Here is a 20,295-nt window from a genome sequence, read left to right on the forward strand (position 1 = left end):
ATGGCTGACCAAAGCAATTCCTCGTCCGCAGGCGATAGCCGAAGCGACACACAAGATTCAGAAGGACAAAGTACGCAGCGGTCGCAGGCGACCGAAAAGCGTTCCCTTTTGTCAAACATTTTTCCCTTCATGCGTTCGCGCCAATCATCTTCTTTGCGTGAAGACCTGGCCGATGCGATTTCCAGCACCGCAAGTGAGCAGGACTCAGTTTTTTCGCCTGAAGAAAAGGCGATGCTGCACAATATCCTGCGTCTGCGTGAAATCCGTGTCGAAGATGTGATGATCCCGCGTGCTGATGTGGTGGCGGTTGAAATTTCCACTCCGCTTTGGGAAGCGCTGGAGCTGTTTGAAAGTTCCGGTCATTCGCGTATGCCGGTTTATGCCGAAACGCTGGATGATCCGCGCGGCATGATCCATATCCGCGATGTGCTCAATTATATCACCAAGCAGGCACGTCAGAAGACAACCCGTCGTACCACGGCGCGCAAGACCGCCGAGGCAAGTGCCGCCAAGTTCGACATGGGGCGCATTGATCTCACCAAGACGATTGGCGAGCTTAATCTCATGCGCAAGGTGTTGTTCGTGCCGCCATCGATGATGGCGAGTGGACTGATGGCGCGCATGCAGGCGTCCCATATTCAGATGGCATTGGTCATTGATGAATATGGTGGCACAGATGGATTGGCGTCGCTCGAAGACATCGTTGAAATGGTTGTCGGTGACATCGAAGACGAACATGACGACGAAGAAATCATGATCGCCGAAGAGGCAGATGGCGTGTTCGTCGTCGATGCCCGCGCGGACCTTGATGAATTGTCTCAGAAGATCGGCTCTTCCTTTGAAGTGGGTGAGCATGGCGATGACGTCGATACGGTAGGCGGCCTTATCTTCTCCGTTCTGGGACGTATTCCATTGCGCGGCGAAGTCGTACAGGCGGTTCAGGGCTATGAATTCCATGTGCTTGAAGTTGATCCACGTCGCGTAAAACGTGTTCGGATCGTGCCTCTTTCGGAAGCGGATCGCCGCAGACAACAGCGCTCCGTGAGCCCGGTGAAATCGGATGATGCGTCCGAGGTCACGACTGAAACAACGGAAACGTCCAAAGAGGCTTGATGATAGAGAGGCTTGCGGGGAAGATCTCTTCTATGAGCGGTTGGCGTCGTGCGCTGACCGCTTTTGTCAGTGGTGCCGTGGCGACGCTGACCCAGCCACCATTCGATATTTTCATCGCGGGCTTCATTGCCTTTCCGCTGCTGGTCTGGCTCACTGATGGTGCCATCCCCGATAAAGACAAAGGTCCTATCCGTCGCTTTTTCCCGGCAGCGCTCATCGGCTGGTGGTTCGGCTTCGGTTATTTCGTATCTGGCCTCTGGTGGATCGGCACAGCACTTCTGGTTGACGCGCAGCAGTTTGCCTGGGCCATACCGCTCGCGGTTCTTGGTCTTCCGGCATTTCTTGCGATATTTTACGGGCTAGCTGCAATGCTCGCCCGGTTGTTCTGGTCGGACGGTATCGGGCGAATTTTTGCGATAGCGCTGGGCTTTGGTTTCGCCGAATGGCTGCGCACATTCGCTTTCACGGGCTTCCCATGGAACGCACTCGGCTATGCCGCAATGCCCACGCCGATGATGATGCAATCGGTGGAAATCATTGGCCTTGTCGGGATGAGCGCGCTTGCGGCGCTAGCTTTTTCAGCACCGGCGCTGTTGAGCGGCGGGCGTCTGGCAAAGACCGGTATTATCTTGGCCGTTCTGCTGATTGCTGCCCATATCGGCTTTGGCGCATGGACACTGTCGAAAGCACCAGTTCTGGATGCGGATCGGACAACGCTTTCGGTCCGGATTGTGCAGCCGTCCATTTCGCAGAGCCTGAAATGGGACAACAATGAACGTCGTGCGATTTTCGATAAGTTCATTGCGATGACGCGACTGCTACCTGCAGAGGGAAAACCGAAGCCTGATGTGGTTATCTGGCCGGAAACGGCTGTGCCTTACATTCTGTCATCGACGCCTGAAGCACTCGCGCTGATTGGTGATGTGATTGGCGACGATCAGGTGTTGCTTACAGGGGCGGTGCGTGAAGAACTCGTGCCGCGGCGCGACCCGCGTTATTACAATTCGATCCTCACGATCAATGGTCAGGGACGGATCACTGATTATACCGATAAGGTGCACCTTGTGCCCTTCGGTGAATATCTGCCCTTTGAAGGTATCTTGCGCAGTCTAGGGCTTCAGGAAGTGGTGGAAATGCCGGGTGGCTTTACGGCGGCAAAGGCGCGTCACGCAATCAATGTGATGGAAGGACAAACCTTCTTGCCATTGATCTGTTACGAAGCGATTTTCCCTGATGAACTGTCCTATACGGGCCGCAAAGTGACGGCGATTGTGAACGTCACGAATGATGCATGGTATGGCGATACGCCGGGTCCCTATCAGCATTTTCGACAGGCGCAGGTGCGATCCGTCGAGCAGGGCCTGCCATTGGTTCGTGCAGCTAATAATGGAATTTCGGCCGTCGTTGATGCCTATGGTCGAATCATCGAGGAATTGCCACTCGATGCTGTCGGTGTAATTGATGCCTATTTACCTGAAGAGCGTGTCCCATTTTGGGGCACCGCACCGGGCAGCAAACAGACTCTTTCACTCCTATTAACCCTACTCGCCGTATGCGTGTGGTTCAGGTTGTCTTTCCGACGGCGTTTTCATTGACACGGCAATTTTGTTAAGCTGTTATGCTCGCGCTGTGACGGTTTCTTTCGAAAACCAGTCTGACTACCTCCCACAATGTATTTTATCCCTGTTCGGATGAACAGGCCATGAATGAAAGCTCGCGGTTGCGAGGAGTGAAAGCCGTATGATTGAGAATAAGAAGAAACCCAACCCCATTGATGTGCATGTGGGCAGCCGCATTCGCCTTCGTCGCAATATGCTGGGTCTCAGTCAGGAAAAATTAGGCGAAAGCCTCGGCATCACATTTCAGCAGATCCAGAAATACGAAAAAGGCACCAATCGCGTTGGCGCCAGCCGTCTTCAGGCGATTTCTTCCATTCTCACGGTTCCTGTGGCCTTCTTTTTTGAAGATGCGCCCGGTTCAAACCCCACATCGCAGGCAGGCTTTGCCGAGGACAATGAAGCGACTTACGTTGTTGACTTTCTGAACTCGAATGAAGGTGTGCAGCTTACCCGTGCATTCACGAAAATTGCGGATCCGAAAGTGCGCCGCAAGATCATCGATCTGGTGAAGTCGCTCGCCGCCGAAGGCGAATAAGGGCTCAAACACGGCTCCCAAACGTGGGGGCAGTTTTGGGCGTAAGAAACACTTCAAGAAAATAATGAAAGCGCATCGTTTGAATAAAACTCAAACGATGCGCTTTCATTTGTTCACAAAAGCGTAAGCCGGAAGGATTTTTTCCAGCAACGCTGTGTCGCAACAAGAATATCCATTGACGGTCCAATCCCAACTTCGCTAACACAATGATGTGCCCGGAACCTGTTTATCACTCCGGGCGCTACTGTGTTTCCAAAACGGACATTCGCTCCGTTGGATTTTCAAGAGGGGTTACCCGTGTCGCGCAGTTCTTATCTCTTCACCAGCGAATCGGTGTCCGAAGGTCATCCGGACAAGGTTTGCGACCGCATTTCCGATGAAATCGTAGACATGATTTACAAGGAGGCGCGCCGTACCGGCGTTGACCCCTGGACCGTCCGTGTCGCGTGTGAAACGCTTGCCACCACCAATCGTGTGGTTATTGCCGGCGAAGTGCGGGTACCTGAAACTTTCCTGAAGAAGAATAAGGACGGCTCTGTCGCTCACGACAAGGCAGGCCATCCTCTAATCAATCCTTCCCGTTTCCGTTCTGCAGCCCGCAAGGCGATCCGCGAAATTGGTTATGAACAAGACGGTTTTAACTGGCGTACGGCGAAAATCGACGTGCTTCTGCACCCACAATCCGCCGATATCGCGCAGGGTGTGGATAATGCAGCCGACCGTCAGGGTGAAGAAGGCGCTGGCGATCAGGGCATCATGTTTGGCTATGCCTGCCGTGAAACACCGGATCTGATGCCAGCTCCGATCTATTACTCGCACAAGATTCTCGAAAAGCTGGCAGAAGCCCGTCATAAGGGTGAAGGCGATCCAGGCAAGCTCGGACCCGATGCCAAGAGCCAGGTCACTGTGCGCTATGAGAACGGTAAGGCTGCGGAAGTAACCCAGATCGTTCTTTCCACACAGCACCTCGATGCAAGCTGGGATTCCAAGAAGGTCCGTTCGGTTGTCGAGCCTTACATTCGTGAAGCGCTTGGCGATTTGCCAATTGCGGCAAACTGCAACTGGTACATCAATCCAACCGGCAAATTCGTCATCGGCGGACCGGATGGTGATGCAGGCCTGACGGGCCGCAAGATCATCGTCGATACCTATGGCGGTGCCGCTCCGCATGGTGGCGGTGCTTTCTCGGGCAAAGACACGACCAAGGTTGACCGCTCTGCCGCTTACGCAGCGCGCTATCTTGCAAAAAATGTCGTTGCAGCCAACCTTGCTGACCGCTGCACGATCCAGCTTTCCTACGCTATCGGCGTCGCCCAGCCACTTTCGGTCTATGTCGATTTACATGGCACCGGCAAGGTGGATGAATCGGCGGTCGAAGAAGCATTGCGCAAGGTCATGGATCTTTCGCCGAGCGGCATCCGCAAACATCTTGATCTTAACAAGCCTATCTATGCCAAGACTTCGTCTTACGGTCACTTTGGCCGCAAGCCGGGTCGTGACGGTTCCTTCTCCTGGGAGAAAACCGATCTCACCAAGGCATTGAAGGCTGCTCTTTCAGCCTGATTGTTTGGAGAGTATTTCCAGCAAACTGCGAAGCAACTTTGCTGGAAAAGCGCCACAATAAAAAAGTTAGAGCAGGTTCAACAACCCCGTTCTGACTGGAATCGCGATAAATGACTGATGAATCCCATCCTGTACGCGCGGCCGGAAATTTTTTCGGCCGCCGTCATGGCAAGCCACTTCGTCCGCATCAGAGTAATCTGTTTGAGGATTTGCTGCCGCGCCTGAAAATTGACCTCGACACAGCTACGCTAAAGGATTTGCGCTCGCTGTTTGAAGTGCCAGTCGAAAATGTGCGCATGGAAATCGGCTTCGGTGGTGGCGAACATCTCCATAACGAGACGGGCCGTTATCCTGACACAGGTTTCATCGGCGTAGAGCCTTTCGTCAACGGCATGGCCAAGATGCTGGCCGCCCTTGATGAAGCGCCACGCAGCAATCTGCGTCTTTACGATGAGGATGCGACAGCCGTTCTCGATTGGCTACCGGATGCTTCGCTGGTTGGTATAGACCTTTTCTATCCCGATCCATGGCATAAGCGTCGTCACTGGAAGCGCCGCTTTGTGAGCGACGAAAACCTTGGTCGTTTCGCGCGTGTGCTGAAGCCGGGTGGACGATTCCGTTTTGCTTCCGATATCGAGCATTACGTTAACTGGACACTCCAGCATTGTGGCAGACATGACGCTTTTGAATGGCAGGCAGAAGGACCATCCGACTGGAACGACGCCTATGAGGGCTGGCCAGGTACGCGCTACGAGGCCAAGGCTTTTCGTGAAGGCCGCCGTGCAGCCTATCTGACATTCATTCGGCTTTGAAACGGAAGCAAATTGCGGCCTTGAAAAAATTCGCATCCGCTGGTATATAAGTTTCAAATTCTTGGTCGTTTGAACAAGAGTGGGTCCCCCCGGTCCCGCTCTTTTTTGTTACTTACGGCTCTGTAAAAAAGGTTTATCGGGTGACGGAACAGGAACACGCAGTTGAGGCCGTAAGCGCAGATGATCGCATCATTCGCGAAACGGGTATCGATGCAAAAGTAGCAAACATCGTGGAACCGGTGATTAACACGCTGGGTTTTCGCCTTGTGCGTGTGCGCCTGTCCGGCCTTAACGGTCAGACATTGCAGATCATGGCCGAGCGCCCTGATGGCACCATGACGGTTGAAGATTGTGAATTGTTGAGCCGAACAGTCGCTCCGGTTCTGGATGTCGAAGATCCGCTTAGCGGCAAGTATCACCTGGAAATTTCGTCGCCGGGCATTGATCGCCCGATGGTTCGCAAGTCCGATTTTTCGGATTGGGCCGGACATATTGCCAAGGTTGAAACCTCTATCGTCCATGAAGGGCGCAAGAAGTTTCGTGGTCGTATTGTGATCGGCGATGCAGATTCGGTCGTGATTGAAAGCGATCAGATTTCATACGGAAACGAACCTGTCGTCCGCATCCCATTCGATTTGATTTCGGATGCGCGTCTGGTTCTGACCGATGATCTAATCCGTGATGCGCTGCGCAAAGACAAAGCTCTACGTGAAGGCCGCATTCCCGGAGATGACCTGGGCGATGGTCACGGTTCTGATCTTGATGGTGAGGCTGAAGAGGTTGCGCCACCGGAAGCCGAAACCGAAACGGAAAAGAAATAAGTTTCAAAGTGAGTTTCAGGCGTCCGGTTCTCGAAGAAGACCGGATGCGTCACCAAGGAGAGACCTATGGCAGTCAGTGCAAACAGGCTGGAACTTCTGCAAATCGCTGACGCGGTCGCACGTGAGAAGTCTATTGACCGCGAGATCGTTCTTGCGGCCATGGCCGATGCTATCCAGAAGGCAGCGCGTTCGCGGTATGGACAAGAAAGCAACATCCGCGCCGACATCAATGCGAAGTCGGGCGAGATCAAGCTTCAGCGCCTTCTCGAAGTGGTCGAAACCGTAGAAGACTATTCCACGCAGATTTCGCTGTTCACTGCACGTGATCGCAATCCCGATGCGCAGGTTGGTGATTTCATTGCCGACCAGCTGCCGCCAATGGATTTCGGCCGTATTGCTGCTCAGTCAGCCAAGCAGGTCATCGTGCAGAAAGTGCGCGAAGCCGAGCGTGACCGCCAGTATGACGAATTCAAAGATCGTGTTGGCGAAATCGCCAATGGTACAGTCAAGCGCGTGGAATACGGCAATGTGATCGTTGATCTCGGCCGTGGCGAAGCCATCGTCCGTCGCGACGAACTGATCCCGCGTGAAGCATTCCGCTATGGCGATCGCATCCGCGCCTATGTTTACGACGTGCGTCGTGAACAGCGTGGTCCGCAGATCTTCCTGTCGCGCACCCATCCATCCTTCATGGCGAAGCTCTTCACCATGGAAGTGCCGGAAATCTACGACGGCATCATCGAAATCAAGTCGGTTGCCCGTGATCCGGGTTCGCGCGCCAAGATCGCCGTTGTATCCCGCGATGCATCGATCGATCCGGTTGGTGCCTGCGTTGGTATGCGTGGTTCCCGCGTTCAGGCTGTTGTTGCCGAACTGCAGGGCGAAAAGATCGACATTATTCCATGGTCGCCAGATGCGGCTTCCTTCATTGTCAACGCGCTTCAGCCTGCTGAAGTTGCCAAGGTTGTTCTCGATGAAGATGCAGAACGTATTGAAGTTGTCGTCCCGAATGACCAACTATCACTGGCAATTGGTCGTCGCGGTCAGAACGTGCGCCTTGCTTCGCAGCTGACCGGCTGGGATATCGACATCCTGACGGAAGACGAAGAATCCGAACGTCGCCAGAAGGAATTCGCCGAGCGTTCGAACCTCTTTATGGAAGCCCTCAACGTTGATGAGATGGTTGGTCAGGTTCTGGCTTCCGAAGGCTTTGCCTCTGTTGAAGAGCTTGCTTATGTCGAGCCAGGCGAAATCGCTTCTATCGACGGTTTCGATGAAGACACCGCCGGTGAAATTCAGGAACGTGCACGCGAATTCCTGGAACGCATCGAAGGCGAGCAGGACGACCGTCGCAAGGCGCTTGGTGTCGAAGACGAACTTCGCGATCTTCCAGGCCTGACCACAGCAATGCTGGTTGCGGTTGGCGAAGATGGCGTGAAGAACATCGAAGACTTCGCTGGTTATGCCGTTGACGATCTTGTTGGCTGGCGTGAACGCAAAGACGGCGAAACGGTTACTCATACCGGTATCCTGACGCCATTCGATGTTTCTCGTGTTGACGCGGAACAGATGATCCTTACCGCGCGTTTGAAGGCTGGTTGGATCACGGAAGACGAATTGGTTTCGGTTGAAACCGACGAAGATGCTGAAGCTGGCGAGGAAGAAGCCGCTTCGTAAAGTATCAGAACACAATGCTTTTGCGCCCGGAGCGATCCGGGCGCAAAAGTTGCTGTTTCAGAGTTTCATGTTGAGAAGTGACGTAAGCTCTGCTAGGCCGCTGCCAGATTTGTAATTGAGTTGATGGTGATCGATGGCAAAGCCCGACCTGGCTTGGAGTTGCGCCGAGCTTGGAGTTGTGTGTGGAGCAGGATATGAATGACAGAACCTGTATCGTCACGCGCGAAAGCGGTTCTGCTGATGACCTGATCCGTTTTGTAGCAGGTCCCGATGGCTCGGTTGTGCCGGACCTTAAGCGAAACCTGCCCGGCAGAGGCTGTTGGGTCAAGGCCGAGCGGCGTCTGGTCGATGAAGCCGTCAAGCGCAAGCTTTTTGCGCGGGCGTTGAAGGAAGGCGTAACGCCACAGGCAGATCTAGGCGCGCTGGTTGACCAGCTGCTGACGAAATCCGCACTTGGCAGTCTGGCTTTGGCGCGCAAGGCAGGCGCTGTGGTGTCTGGATCGACCAAGGTGGATCAGGCGATCCGCTCGGGCGCTGCGGCACTTGTGTTGCATGCTCAGGAAGCGGCCTCCGATGGGGTTCGCAAGCTTGATCAGGCCCGTCGCGTGGTGGTGCATATGGATGGCCCCGAAATCCCGGCCTTCTCTCTTTTCAAAGGAGAAGAAATGGATTTGGCATTTGGGGGTGGAAATGTGATACATGCAGCCGTGCTCGACGGAAAGGCATCCGTCGGTGTGGTGCAAAGGGTGCTTTTATTGCATCGCTATCGTGGTGAAAGCCACTAGCGCAGTTTAAGGAAAAGTGGGAACCGGTTTCCCGTTTGAAGCTGCGCCAATAAAACTGTCGCGGAAAGGCGGTTGCCAGTTTCCGATCACGACAGGTGAAGAAATAGGGTTTAAAGCGCGTGATCCTCAAGGATTGCATGAGCGCGCTTTATGAAATTGAAACGGCAGTCCGACACTGCTGTGGTATAAATTAGTAGAGCGGTTCTCTTAATCCCGAGAAGACGGGATCCGCTCTGGAGCATGAACTGGAAACTCGGCTTGGTTGCCGAAACGGATCATGCACTGAAGTGGATGACTGGAGCATTATTCAAAATGATCTGATCTGATTGGATACTGCTCGAGTAAAGCGGCTGAAGCTGCGAAGGAAACGGAAACGTAATGAGCGATAAAACAAACGACGACAAGACGCTGAGCGTCAACTCCAAGAAGACGCTGACCATCAAGCGGCCAGGCGTTGAGCAGAGCACCGTGCGCCAGAATTTCAGCCACGGCCGCACGAAGGCTGTCGTCGTTGAAACTAAGAAGCGCAAGTTCTCACGGCCTGATGAGAAGCCTGAAGTGGAAGTAGCGGCACCAAAGCCTGTAGCTGCACCTGCTCCGGCAACTCCCGCAGCTGCGGCCCCACAGACGCCTGCACCAGCAGCGACGTCCGCACCTGTAGTGACACCTGCACCAGCAGCTCCCGCAGCGGTGGCTCCACAGGCACCTGCACCGGCAGCGACGCCTGCACCGCAGCAGCCAAAGGCTCCTGCGGCAGCAGGACCTGCAGCGCCTGTAACGACGCCTCGGCCGCATGTTGCACAGCAGCAGCCGCGTAATCAGCAGCGCCCCGGCCAGCAGTCACAGCGCCCACGCCAGTCTGATCGCTCGGGTATGGTGTTGAATACGCTGTCACGTTCGGAAATGGATGCACGTCGCCGCGCGCTCGAAGGTGCGTTGGTTCGTGATGCGGAAGATCGTGTTCGCGCAGCTGAAGAAGCCAAGCGTCGCGCCGAAGAAGATGCACGCCGCGCCAAGGAACGTGAAGAATCCGCTCGCCGTCAGGCAGAGGAAGAAGCACGTCTGAAGGCAGAAGCAGAAGCCAAGGCGCGTGCCGAGGCGGAAGCAAACAAGCGCATGCCACAGTCGGAAGGCCGTTCGGAACAGCGCGGCGATTCCCGTCCTGCACCGCAGGGTGGTCGTCCGCAGCATTCGGGTCGTCCCCCACAAGGTGGCCGTCCGCAGCAGAATGCGCGTCCGGCAGCCCCTGCTATTGCTGATGTTATCCCAACTGCAAACAAGCCGCTTCCACAGAGCCAGCAGCGCAAGCCAGGCGGAGCCGGCGGTGATGACGATGATCGTCGTGGCGGTGGTCTGACTGCCGCTCGTCGCGGTGCACCCGCAAAGCCGGAAGTGCGCACGCCAAAGGTCACCAAGACCGAAGATGATCGCCGTCGTGGCAAGCTGACAATCTCCAGCAATCTGGAAGATGAAGGCCGTTCGCGTTCGCTGTCGGCAATGCGTCGCCGTCAGGAAAAGTTCAAGCGTTCGCAGATGCAGGAAACCCGCGAGAAGATTTCTCGTGAAGTGACCGTGCCTGAAACGATTACACTTCAGGAACTCGCACAGCGTATGGCTGAGCGTTCCGTCGACATCATCAAGTACCTGATGAAACAGGGCCAGATGATGAAGCCGGGAGATGTGATCGATGCCGATATGGCGCAGCTGATTGCTGAAGAATTCGGCCACACAGTTAAGCGCGTTGCTGAATCCGACGTTGAAGAAGGTATCTTCAACGTGGTGGATGATCAGGCAGCACTCGTGTCGCGTCCTCCTGTTGTTACCATCATGGGTCACGTCGACCACGGTAAGACCTCGCTTCTCGATGCGATCCGTCAGGCCAATGTGGTATCGGGTGAAGCTGGTGGCATCACACAGCATATTGGTGCTTATCAGGTCGAACAGAATGGCCAGAAAATCACCTTCATCGATACGCCGGGTCATGCTGCCTTTACCGCAATGCGTGCCCGTGGCGCGCAGGCAACCGACATCGCCATTCTGGTGGTCGCAGCTGACGACAGCGTCATGCCGCAGACGATCGAATCGATCAACCACGCCAAAGCGGCCGGTGTTCCGATCATCGTTGCCATCAACAAGATCGACAAGCCAGCTGCCGATCCTCAGAAGGTTCGTACTTCGTTGCTGCAGCACGACGTCTTCGTGGAATCGATGGGCGGTGAAGTGCTCGACGTCGAGGTTTCGGCCAAGAACAAGATCAACCTCGACAAGCTGCTTGAAGCGGTTCTGTTGCAGGCTGAAATTCTTGACCTCAAGGCTGATCCGACCCGTACGGCAGAAGGCGTGGTCATCGAGGCCCAGCTTGATCGTGGCCGTGGTTCGGTTGCAACCGTTCTGGTCCAGAAGGGTACATTGCGCCCGGGTGATATCATCGCTGCCGGTAATGAATGGGGCCGCGTGCGCGCTCTGGTCAACGACCATGGCGATCATGTGAAAGAAGCTGGTCCTGCAATGCCGGTTGAAGTCCTCGGTCTTCAGGGTACACCACAGGCTGGTGATCGTTTTGCCGTCGTTGCCAACGAATCCAAGGCCCGTGAAATTGCCGAATATCGTCAGCGCCTTGCTCGCGATAAGGCTGTTGCACGTCAGTCTGGCCAGCGCGGCTCGCTTGAACAGATGATGAGCCAGTTGCAGGTGACAGGCACGAAGGAATTCCCGCTTGTTATCAAGGGCGACGTGCAGGGTTCCGTTGAAGCGATTATTACCGCTCTCGAAAAGCTGGGTACCGATGAAGTGCGTGCGCGCATCGTTCATTCGGGTGCAGGTGGTATTACGGAAAGCGACGTATCGCTGGCCGAAGCTTCCAATGCAGCGATCATCGGCTTCAACGTTCGTGCCAACAAGCAGGCACGTGATGCAGCCGATCAGCAGGGTACTGAAATCCGCTACTACAACATCATCTACGATCTGATTGAAGATGTTAAGGCAGCAATGTCCGGCCTTCTGTCGCCAGAACGCCGCGAAACATTCATTGGTAATGCGGAGATTCTCGAAGTCTTCAACATCACCAAGGTGGGCAAGGTCGCCGGTTGCCGCGTCGTTGACGGTAAGGTCGAACGTGGTGCAGGTGTACGCCTGATCCGTGACAACGTGGTTATCCACGAAGGCAAGCTCAAGACACTCAAGCGCTTCAAGGACGAAGTGTCGGAAGTACCGATGGGTCAGGAATGCGGTATGGCGTTCGAAAACTACGATGATATGCGTGCAGGCGATACGATCGAAGCGTTCCGCGTCGAGCACATTACGCGTACGCTGTAATAAACGACAGCCATACGAAACTTCTACCCGTCCGCAGACAATGCGGGCGGGTATTTCGCGCCCGGTTCTGAGGGTCTGACTCCCATCGGAACTGTGGTAGATTGCGCTTTCAATTCATGACCACATTGTCGAGCAGCCTTTGATGGCAGCGCGTCGATATCTGGTCGTCTATCGAGGATAAACTTATGGCACGTTCTCCAGATCCGAAAGGCTCGGGCGGCCTTTCTCAACGACAGCTGCGCGTGGGCGAGCAGGTGCGTCACGCATTGGCTCAGGTGCTTCAGCGCGGTGAAATTCGCGATGATCTGATCGCAAAGACCGTTATTTCCGTATCGGAAGTGCGCATGTCTCCTGATCTCAAGATCGCGACCTGTTTCATCACACCACTCGGCAGTTCTGACGTTCAGGCTGTAATTAAGGCATTGGCCTCAAATGCGAAATTCATTCGTGGTCGCGTGGCTCCAAGCCTCGCACAAATGAAATATATGCCTGAATTCCGTTTCCGGCCCGATACGAGCTTTGACAATTTTTCAAAGATCGATGCTCTGCTCCGTTCCCCGGAAGTGGCGCGCGATCTAGTGCGTGATGATGAAGAAAATGACGAAGCGGATCAAAACGCTTCCCGCAATGGAGACGAATAAAGCATGGCAAGACGGGGCAAGAAAAAAGGCCGTCCGGTTTCTGGCTGGGTCATTTTTGACAAGCCGAAAGGTATGGGATCGACCGAAGCAGTCTCGAAGATCAAGTGGCTTTTCAATGCTGAAAAGGCCGGTCACGCCGGTACACTCGATCCGCTTGCTTCCGGCATGTTGCCCATTGCACTTGGTGAAGCCACCAAGACTGTGCCTTACGTCATGGACGGCACCAAGGTTTACCGTTTTACGGTGACCTGGGGTGAAGAGCGCTCCACCGACGATCTTGAAGGCGTTGCCACCAAGAATTCCGACAATCGCCCATCCAGCGACGAAATTCAGGCCTTGTTGCCAAATTATACCGGCGTGATTTCGCAGGTTCCGCCGCAGTTCTCTGCCATTAAGATCGCGGGCGAGCGCGCCTATGATCTGGCACGTGAAGGCGAGACAGTAGAAATCCCGGCCCGTGAAGTCGAGATTGATCGTCTGGAAGTGGTGGGGTCGCCGGATGCTGATCGCACCGAGTTTGAAGTCGAATGTTCGAAGGGCACCTATGTGCGCTCACTTGCCCGCGACATGGGCCGCGATCTTGGCTGCTTTGGTCACATTTCTGATCTGCGCCGCATCGAAGTAGCTCCTTTCACCGAAGAGGATCTGGTGACACTGACGGAGCTTGAAGAAGTCTGGCCACCGCTCCTCCCACCCAAGAAGGAAGAGGGCGAGGCCGATGCTGAGGCCGAGGTTATCGAACAGCCGGCACCACGCCGTGACTTTTCGGCTCTTGACGCTCTTGTCATCGATACGGGTGCTGCTCTTGATTGCCTGCCACAGGTTCCACTGACAGATGATCAGGCGCAGAGGGTGCGTCTTGGGAATCCGGTTATCCTGCGTGGCCGCGATGCACCCTTGGAAGCCGATGAAGCCTGTGTAACAGCACACGGCAAGTTACTTGCAATTGGCTATATCGAGCATGGTCAGTTCAAGCCGAAGCGCGTGTTTACTGCGGGCTAAACAGCCGGAGCATATTTGACGCTGGCATTATTGCCATTTTTGCACTATATGCCCCTCAGCGATCGTATTAAAATACGTCAGATCGTGTAAATGGCCCGCGCTGGACGACATCCCGGCCTGGGCGTCTCTTTTTCCTCTCATCAAGAAAGGGTGTACGATGTCGATTACTGCTGAGCGCAAGCAAGCACTTATCAAGGAATTCGCTACCAAGGAAGGCGATACCGGTTCTCCTGAAGTACAGGTTGCCGTTCTTTCCGAGCGTATTTCGAACCTTACGGATCATTTCAAGGGCCACAAGAATGATAATCATTCGCGTCGCGGCCTTCTGAAGCTGGTTTCGCAGCGTCGTCGTCTTCTTGACTATGTCAAGGGCATCGACCAGGCACGTTACCAGGCGCTGATCGGCCGTCTCGGCCTGCGCCGCTAACGGTAAAATCGGGCGACGTCTTCAAACGTCGCCCGTTTGATTTGGAGCGTATCCAGAACGATGCGCGCAGATATTACTGTGTTCTAAGGACGAGCGGATAGCCGCTTTCCTGAAAGAGAATACGTTTATAGGGCAAATGCCCATCTGGCATGAGACGGCGCACTGGGTGCATTCCGTCATGCCAACCGAGCCATGAGGCTCATGACCTGGACCAGTCATGGGGCAGGATTGCAGGTAGTTCGGCGGGTACGATCCCGAAAAGTTGCAGACTTTTCGGATCAGAGAATACCCGGGAAAAGTATGATCCCGAAAAGTGGGAACCGGTTTTCGGATAAGATCATACTATCAAAGCTGAACTTCCCGTTGTCTTGCCCGTGGCATGTCCGCCAACCCGGATGATGTCCCAGCGCTTTTGCGCGGCGTCTCCACATAAGGACTAGATATGTTCAACACACATAAAGTTGAAATCGAATGGGGCGGTCGTCCGCTCATTCTGGAAACCGGCAAGATTGCGCGTCAGGCTGACGGTGCAGTTCTCGCAACTTATGGCGAAACCGTCGTTCTAGCGACTGTTGTTTCTGCCAAGGAACCAAAGCCAGGTCAGGATTTCTTCCCGCTGACCGTCAACTATCAGGAAAAGACCTACGCAGCTGGTAAAATCCCAGGTGGCTTCTTCAAGCGTGAAGGTCGTCCAAGTGAAAACGAAACCCTCGTTTCGCGCCTGATCGATCGTCCGATCCGTCCGCTTTTCGTTGATGGCTACAAGAACGACACACAGGTTGTTCTGACCGTCATTCAGCACGACCTTGAAAACAATCCCGATGTTCTGTCGATGGTTGCAGCTTCTGCTGCATTGACCATTTCCGGCGTTCCTTTCATGGGTCCGATCGGCGGCGCTCGCGTTGGTTATATCAACGGCGAATACGTACTGAACCCGAATATCGACGAAATGCCAGAATCCAAGCTCGATCTGGTTGTTGCCGGTACTGCTGATGCTGTTCTGATGGTTGAATCGGAAGCTCAGGAACTTTCTGAAGAAGTTATGCTCGGCGCCGTTGTTTTCGGTCAGAAGGGCTTCCAGCCAGTTATCGACGCGATCATCAAGCTTGCTGAAGTTGCTGCGAAGGAACCACGCGATTTCCAGCCGGAAGATCTGTCCGACGTCGAAGCCAAGATGCTCGCAGTTGTCGAAAACGATCTGCGGGATGCATACAAGATCACCGAAAAGCAGGCCCGGTACGTCGCTGTTGACGCTGCTAAGGCCAAAGCGAAGGCTCACTTCTTCCCAGAGGGTGTTGAAGAGCCAGAATTCTCGGCTGAGAAGTTTGCGACCGTTTTCAAGCACCTGCAGGCGAAGATTGTTCGTTGGAACATTCTCGACACAGGCAACCGCATCGATGGTCGCGATCTGTCGACTGTTCGTGCAATCGTTTCAGAAGTCGGCCTTCTGCCACGTACCCACGGCTCGGCGCTGTTTACCCGCGGTGAAACGCAGGCAATCGTTGTTGCCACGCTCGGCACCGGCGAAGACGAACAGATGATCGATTCTCTGACCGGTACGTACAAAGAATCCTTCATGCTACATTACAACTTCCCGCCATACTCGGTTGGTGAAACCGGCCGTATGGGTTCGCCGGGTCGTCGTGAAGTTGGCCACGGCAAGCTTGCATGGCGTGCGATCCACCCAATGCTGCCAGCAGCTGAACAGTTCCCTTACACGATCCGTACCGTTTCCGAGATCACGGAATCCAACGGTTCTTCGTCGATGGCAACCGTTTGCGGCACGTCGCTGGCGCTGATGGATGCAGGCGTTCCAATCACCCGCCCGGTGGCTGGTATTGCTATGGGTCTGATCAAGGAAGGCGAGCGTTTCGCGGTTCTTTCCGACATCCTGGGTGATGAAGATCACCTTGGCGATATGGACTTCAAGGTCGCTGGTACTGAAAACGGTATCACTGCGCTCCAAATGGACATCAAGATCGACGGTATCACCGAAGAGATCATGAAGGTCGCTCTGGAACAGGCTAAGGGCGGTCGCGTTCACATCCTCGGCGAAATGAGCAAGGCTCTTTCGACGTCGCGTGAAGAACTCGGCGAATTCGCTCCACGCATCGAGGTCATGAACATTCCTACCGACAAGATCCGTGATGTTATCGGTTCGGGCGGTAAGGTTATTCGTGAAATCGTCGAAAAGACTGGCGCGAAGATCAACATCGAAGACGATGGTACGGTCAAGATCGCTTCGTCGAACGGCAAGGAAATCGAAGCCGCCAAGAAGTGGATTCATTCGATTGTTGCTGAGCCAGAAGTTGGCGAAATCTACGAAGGTACGGTTGTTAAGACCGCTGACTTCGGCGCGTTCGTAAACTTCTTCGGCCCACGTGACGGTCTGGTTCACATCTCGCAGCTCGCTTCCGACCGCGTTGCCAAGACCACTGACGTGGTTAAGGAAGGCCAGAAAGTCTGGGTCAAGCTCATGGGCTTTGACGAACGTGGCAAGGTTCGCCTGTCGATGAAGGTTGTCGATCAGGAAACCGGCAAGGAAGTTGTTGCAGAAAAGAAGGCAGAAGCTGACGCTGAATAACGCTTGATCCCAAAAAGTTACAGACTTTTTGGATAAGATCATGCGGTAAGCGAAACGCTGTCTCTATCAAACTATAAAAGCGCGCTTAAAAGGCGCGCTTTTTTGTTGCACGTGAATCAATTCAAGACCATGGATGAGCCATGATGACACCGGCACAAAAAACACTCTTTCTTCCCTTCGATCAGGGGATTCTGGACCTTCCCGAGGAAGGGCAAACCTATCTTGGCTGTGGTATCGCTGCAGACCGTCTGCTTGAGGACGAATGGAGGCGGGCTTTAACCTGCCTGCAACCTTGGCGACCTGATTGGCTTGCGCTGAAAAAGGAAGGCTTTCAGGTTGAGCCAAGGCTTGCTGCAGACACGCGTTATTCCGGTGGGTTGCTCCTGCTCGGAAAACACCGCGGACGCAACGAAGCGTGGTTTTCGGAGCTTCTGGCGCGTGTTGAGCCGGGCGGCTGGATCGTCGTCTCCGGCGACAAAAAGCTCGGCGTCGATAGTTTCCGCAAATGGGTCGGCAATATCGCAGAAATCAGTGACAGGCTTTCCAAGAACCACGCAGTCTCATTCTGGCTTCAACGCCCTGCTGATCTCAGCGACGATTTCATTGCGGCCCTGCGTCCGCCGGAAAGTGTGATCGATGATGTATTCCGCACCGAACCCGGCATGTTCTCGCATGGCGCGATCGATAAGGGATCGGCACTGCTGGTCCCACATATGGAGAAGATCGTTTTCGGTAACGTTGCCGATCTTGGCGCAGGTTGGGGCTATCTCGCGGCACAGAGCCTCAAATATGCCGACCGCATCAAGAGTATTGATCTTTTTGAGGCTGATTACGAGGCGCTGGAAGCCGCACGCGGTAATCTGGAATGTCTTGGCGCATCCGTGCCGCTCTCGTTCAATTGGTTTGATGTGACGAGCGAAAAAATGGCGGGTATTTATGATACCGTGATCATGAACCCGCCCTTCCATGAAGGTCGTGCAACCGACGTGTCGCTTGGGCAGACATTTATCGCTGCAGCTGCTTCGCGACTCAAGATCGGTGGTCGTCTATTGATGGTCGCAAACCGTCAGTTGCCCTACGAGGTGACGCTCAAGAGCCTGTTCAAGAATGTGACCGTTCTTGAAGATGCCAAGGGCTTCAAAATATTCGATGCTAAGAAATGAAATGAAAAAAGGCCGCCGATGAGGCGGCCTTTTCTTTAATTGTTTGGCTTATTCACCGCGTTCAGCGTCTGAGCTTTTCAGCTCTTCCAGCGTTGGCATCGAAACGATGTTGTAACCGGAATCCACATAATGGATTTCACCGGTGACACCGCTCGAAAGATCAGACAGCAAATAGAGTGCCGATTTGCCGACATCGTCAATATCGACGGTGCGGCGCAGCGGCGAATTGCGGCGCTGATAGCTGAAGATTGCGCGTGCATCACCAATACCAGCACCGGCCAGCGTGCGAACCGGACCAGCCGAGATCGCGTTTACGCGAATCCCTTGCGGACCGTAATCGGCAGCCAGATAACGAACCATTGCTTCGAGGGCTGCCTTGGCAACACCCATGACATTGTAATTCGGGATCGTGCGGGTGGAACCGCCATAGGTCAGCGTCAGGATCGAACCACCGTCCTTCATGAGCTTTTCTGCGCGCTGCGCCATTTCCGTGAAGGAGTAGGCGGAAATCACCATTGTACGGCTGAAATTTTCGCGCGTGGTGACGTCTGCATAGCGGCCCTTCAGTTCGGTCTTATCGGAGAAGCCGATGGCGTGAACGATGAAGTCGAGCTTTCCCCACTTCTTCTCGATTTCAGCGAAAACGGTATCGACCGATGTGATATCTTCAACATCGCAAGGCAGGACGAAATCCGAACCAACCTGTTCGGCCAGCGGCTTCACGCGCTTGCCGAGTGCATCACCCTGATAGGTGAATGCGAGTTCTGCGCCCTGTGCCGCGAGTTGCTTTGAAATTCCCCAAGCCAGCGAGTGGTTATTCGCGACCCCCATAATGAGGCCGCGTTTTCCTTGCATCAGACCTTCCATATTGTCCCTCTCCGTCAGCTCTGATAGCGCTGGAAGACCAGCGTTGCATTGGTGCCACCAAATCCAAACGAGTTGGAGAGCACGGTATTGAGCTGAGCATTATCGATGCGTTTGCGAACGATAGGCATATCCGCGAATGCAGGATCCAGTTCTTCGATATGAGCGCTTTCGCAGATGAAATTGTTCTGCATCATCAAAAGCGAGTAGATGGCTTCCTGCACGCCTGTGGCACCCAGCGAGTGACCGGTCAGCGATTTGGTAGCCGCAATTGGCGGACAGGCATCGCCTGAGCCGAAAATCTGGCGAATCGCATCGATTTCCGGTGCATCACCTGCGGGCGTCGAGGTCGCATGTGGATTGATATAGTCGATCTTGCCTTTGACGGTCGAGAGCGCCATCTTCATGCAGCGCACGGCACCTTCGCCCGATGGGGCAACCATGTCGTAGCCGTCAGAAGTTGCGCCGTAACCGACGATCTCGCCATAAATCTTGGCACCACGCGCAAGCGCAGTTTCCAGATCTTCCAGCACGAGAACGCCAGCACCGCCGGCGATAACGAAGCCATCGCGGTTCTTGTCATAAGCGCGCGAAGCTTTGTCAGGCGTGTCGTTATATTTGGACGACATCGCACCCATGGCATCAAACAGCACTGAAAGGGTCCAGTCGAGGTCCTCACAGCCGCCCGCGAAAACGCGGTCCTGCTTGCCATACTGGATCATTTCATAGGCATTGCCGATACAATGATTCGACGTCGCACAAGCAGACGAAATCGAATAATTCACGCCCTTGATCTTGAAGAAGGTTGCAAGCGTTGCCGATGCTGTCGAGCTCATGGCTTTCGGCACGGCAAACGGTCCAACGCGCTTCGGACCCTTTTCACGGGTGATGTCGGCACTATCGACAATCGTGCGTGTAGAAGGACCGCCCGAACCCATGATGATACCGGTACGATCATTTGAGACTTCGTCTTCCGAAAGTCCCGCATCGGCAATCGCCTGATCCATGGCGATGTGATTCCATGCCGTGCCACGACCATGAAAACGCATGGCGCGGCGGTCAACGAGAGCCTCGACATCGATCTTGGGGGTGCCGTGAACCTGGCAACGGAAACCGAGTTCGGCATATTCCTCAGCGCGTGAGATGCCGGACTTGGCATCGCGCAGCGAGGCCGTGACCTCTTCGGTGTTATTTCCAATTGAGGATACAATCCCCATACCCGTTACGACCACACGCCGCATCGCGTTCTCCTTTACACCTGTTCCGTGAGATCAACCGGTGAAGGCTGACCGTTGTACCCGGTTACATAGGTGCGATCTTCGCATGTTTTGAGCGCGGCTGCATGAAAACTCGATATTTTTTGCAGTCGCGCCC

16 protein-coding genes are annotated in these 20,295 nt (G+C 54.5%); 14 read left to right on the top strand and 2 right to left on the bottom strand.

Translation table 11 applies throughout. From position 1 onward, the window contains the following. The 14 genes from CES85_RS21935 to CES85_RS22000 all read left to right on the top strand — a co-directional run bounded on the left by CES85_RS21935 (position 1) and on the right by CES85_RS22000 (position 18,057). A complete protein-coding gene (locus CES85_RS21935) occupies positions 1-1,113 on the top strand; it encodes a hemolysin family protein (RefSeq protein WP_095447788.1) in 1,113 nt (370 codons plus the stop codon). After that, complete coding sequence (gene lnt, locus CES85_RS21940) at positions 1,113-2,708, top strand: apolipoprotein N-acyltransferase (protein WP_095447789.1); 1,596 nt, start codon at positions 1,113-1,115, stop codon at positions 2,706-2,708. The genes CES85_RS21935 and lnt overlap by 1 nt, the downstream gene beginning before the upstream one ends. A 145-nt stretch (positions 2,709-2,853) precedes the next feature. Then, complete coding sequence (locus tag CES85_RS21945; protein WP_095447790.1) at positions 2,854-3,267, top strand: helix-turn-helix domain-containing protein; 414 nt, start codon at positions 2,854-2,856, stop codon at positions 3,265-3,267. 297 nt (positions 3,268-3,564) lie between these two features. Further along, entirely contained in the window at positions 3,565-4,830 is a 1,266-nt protein-coding gene (gene metK, locus CES85_RS21950) for a methionine adenosyltransferase (protein WP_095447791.1), read from the top strand. Between the two features lie 110 nt (positions 4,831-4,940). Continuing rightward, complete coding sequence (trmB, locus tag CES85_RS21955) at positions 4,941-5,642, top strand: tRNA (guanine(46)-N(7))-methyltransferase TrmB (RefSeq protein WP_095447792.1); 702 nt, start codon at positions 4,941-4,943, stop codon at positions 5,640-5,642. A 140-nt stretch (positions 5,643-5,782) separates the two neighbouring features. Then, positions 5,783-6,463 (top strand): ribosome maturation factor RimP, encoded by a 681-nt coding sequence (gene rimP, locus CES85_RS21960; protein WP_095447793.1) that lies wholly within the window; start codon positions 5,783-5,785, stop codon positions 6,461-6,463. 66 nt (positions 6,464-6,529) lie between these two features. After that, a complete protein-coding gene (gene nusA / locus CES85_RS21965) occupies positions 6,530-8,140 on the top strand; it encodes a transcription termination factor NusA (protein WP_095447794.1) in 1,611 nt (536 codons plus the stop codon). Positions 8,141-8,334: 194 nt separating this feature from the next. Further along, positions 8,335-8,925 (top strand): RNA-binding protein, encoded by a 591-nt coding sequence (locus CES85_RS21970; protein WP_036567503.1) that lies wholly within the window; start codon positions 8,335-8,337, stop codon positions 8,923-8,925. A gap of 378 nt (positions 8,926-9,303) precedes the next feature. After that, on the top strand, positions 9,304-12,240 hold the full coding sequence (infB, locus tag CES85_RS21975; RefSeq protein WP_095447795.1) for a translation initiation factor IF-2: 2,937 nt from the start codon (positions 9,304-9,306) through the stop codon (positions 12,238-12,240). A 185-nt stretch (positions 12,241-12,425) separates the two neighbouring features. After that, complete coding sequence (gene rbfA, locus CES85_RS21980) at positions 12,426-12,881, top strand: 30S ribosome-binding factor RbfA (RefSeq protein ID WP_095447796.1); 456 nt, start codon at positions 12,426-12,428, stop codon at positions 12,879-12,881. Positions 12,882-12,884: 3 nt separating this feature from the next. Then, a complete protein-coding gene (truB, locus tag CES85_RS21985; protein ID WP_095447797.1) occupies positions 12,885-13,883 on the top strand; it encodes a tRNA pseudouridine(55) synthase TruB in 999 nt (332 codons plus the stop codon). 157 nt (positions 13,884-14,040) lie between these two features. Continuing rightward, on the top strand, positions 14,041-14,310 hold the full coding sequence (gene rpsO, locus CES85_RS21990) for a 30S ribosomal protein S15 (protein ID WP_095447798.1): 270 nt from the start codon (positions 14,041-14,043) through the stop codon (positions 14,308-14,310). 442 nt (positions 14,311-14,752) lie between these two features. Further along, positions 14,753-16,894 (top strand): polyribonucleotide nucleotidyltransferase, encoded by a 2,142-nt coding sequence (pnp, locus tag CES85_RS21995; RefSeq protein WP_095447799.1) that lies wholly within the window; start codon positions 14,753-14,755, stop codon positions 16,892-16,894. 140 nt (positions 16,895-17,034) lie between these two features. Continuing rightward, on the top strand, positions 17,035-18,057 hold the full coding sequence (locus CES85_RS22000) for a class I SAM-dependent methyltransferase (protein ID WP_095447800.1): 1,023 nt from the start codon (positions 17,035-17,037) through the stop codon (positions 18,055-18,057). A 48-nt stretch (positions 18,058-18,105) separates the two neighbouring features. On the opposite strand, the gene fabI is transcribed toward CES85_RS22000, so the two are convergent. Next, complete coding sequence (gene fabI, locus CES85_RS22005) at positions 18,106-18,924, bottom strand: enoyl-ACP reductase FabI (RefSeq protein ID WP_095447801.1); 819 nt, start codon at positions 18,922-18,924, stop codon at positions 18,106-18,108. 14 nt (positions 18,925-18,938) lie between these two features. Further along, entirely contained in the window at positions 18,939-20,162 is a 1,224-nt protein-coding gene (fabB, locus tag CES85_RS22010) for a beta-ketoacyl-ACP synthase I (protein WP_095447802.1), read from the bottom strand. Positions 20,163-20,295 lie beyond the last annotated feature (133 nt).

The sequence above is a fragment of the Ochrobactrum quorumnocens genome (genome assembly GCF_002278035.1).
GTDB lineage: Bacteria > Pseudomonadota > Alphaproteobacteria > Rhizobiales > Rhizobiaceae > Brucella > Brucella quorumnocens.

Coding starts and splice junctions, on each gene's coding strand:
- fabI (WP_095447801.1), bottom strand. CDS start 18,924: ATGGAAGGTCTGATGCAAGGAAAACGCGGCCTCATTATGGGGGTCGCG.
- CES85_RS22000 (WP_095447800.1), top strand. CDS start 17,035: ATGATGACACCGGCACAAAAAACACTCTTTCTTCCCTTCGATCAGGGG.
- trmB (WP_095447792.1), top strand. CDS start 4,941: ATGACTGATGAATCCCATCCTGTACGCGCGGCCGGAAATTTTTTCGGC.
- CES85_RS21970 (WP_036567503.1), top strand. CDS start 8,335: ATGAATGACAGAACCTGTATCGTCACGCGCGAAAGCGGTTCTGCTGAT.
- pnp (WP_095447799.1), top strand. CDS start 14,753: ATGTTCAACACACATAAAGTTGAAATCGAATGGGGCGGTCGTCCGCTC.
- CES85_RS21935 (WP_095447788.1), top strand. CDS start 1: ATGGCTGACCAAAGCAATTCCTCGTCCGCAGGCGATAGCCGAAGCGAC.
- truB (WP_095447797.1), top strand. CDS start 12,885: ATGGCAAGACGGGGCAAGAAAAAAGGCCGTCCGGTTTCTGGCTGGGTC.
- lnt (WP_095447789.1), top strand. CDS start 1,113: ATGATAGAGAGGCTTGCGGGGAAGATCTCTTCTATGAGCGGTTGGCGT.
- rpsO (WP_095447798.1), top strand. CDS start 14,041: ATGTCGATTACTGCTGAGCGCAAGCAAGCACTTATCAAGGAATTCGCT.
- infB (WP_095447795.1), top strand. CDS start 9,304: ATGAGCGATAAAACAAACGACGACAAGACGCTGAGCGTCAACTCCAAG.
- nusA (WP_095447794.1), top strand. CDS start 6,530: ATGGCAGTCAGTGCAAACAGGCTGGAACTTCTGCAAATCGCTGACGCG.
- rbfA (WP_095447796.1), top strand. CDS start 12,426: ATGGCACGTTCTCCAGATCCGAAAGGCTCGGGCGGCCTTTCTCAACGA.
- fabB (WP_095447802.1), bottom strand. CDS start 20,162: ATGCGGCGTGTGGTCGTAACGGGTATGGGGATTGTATCCTCAATTGGA.
- CES85_RS21945 (WP_095447790.1), top strand. CDS start 2,854: ATGATTGAGAATAAGAAGAAACCCAACCCCATTGATGTGCATGTGGGC.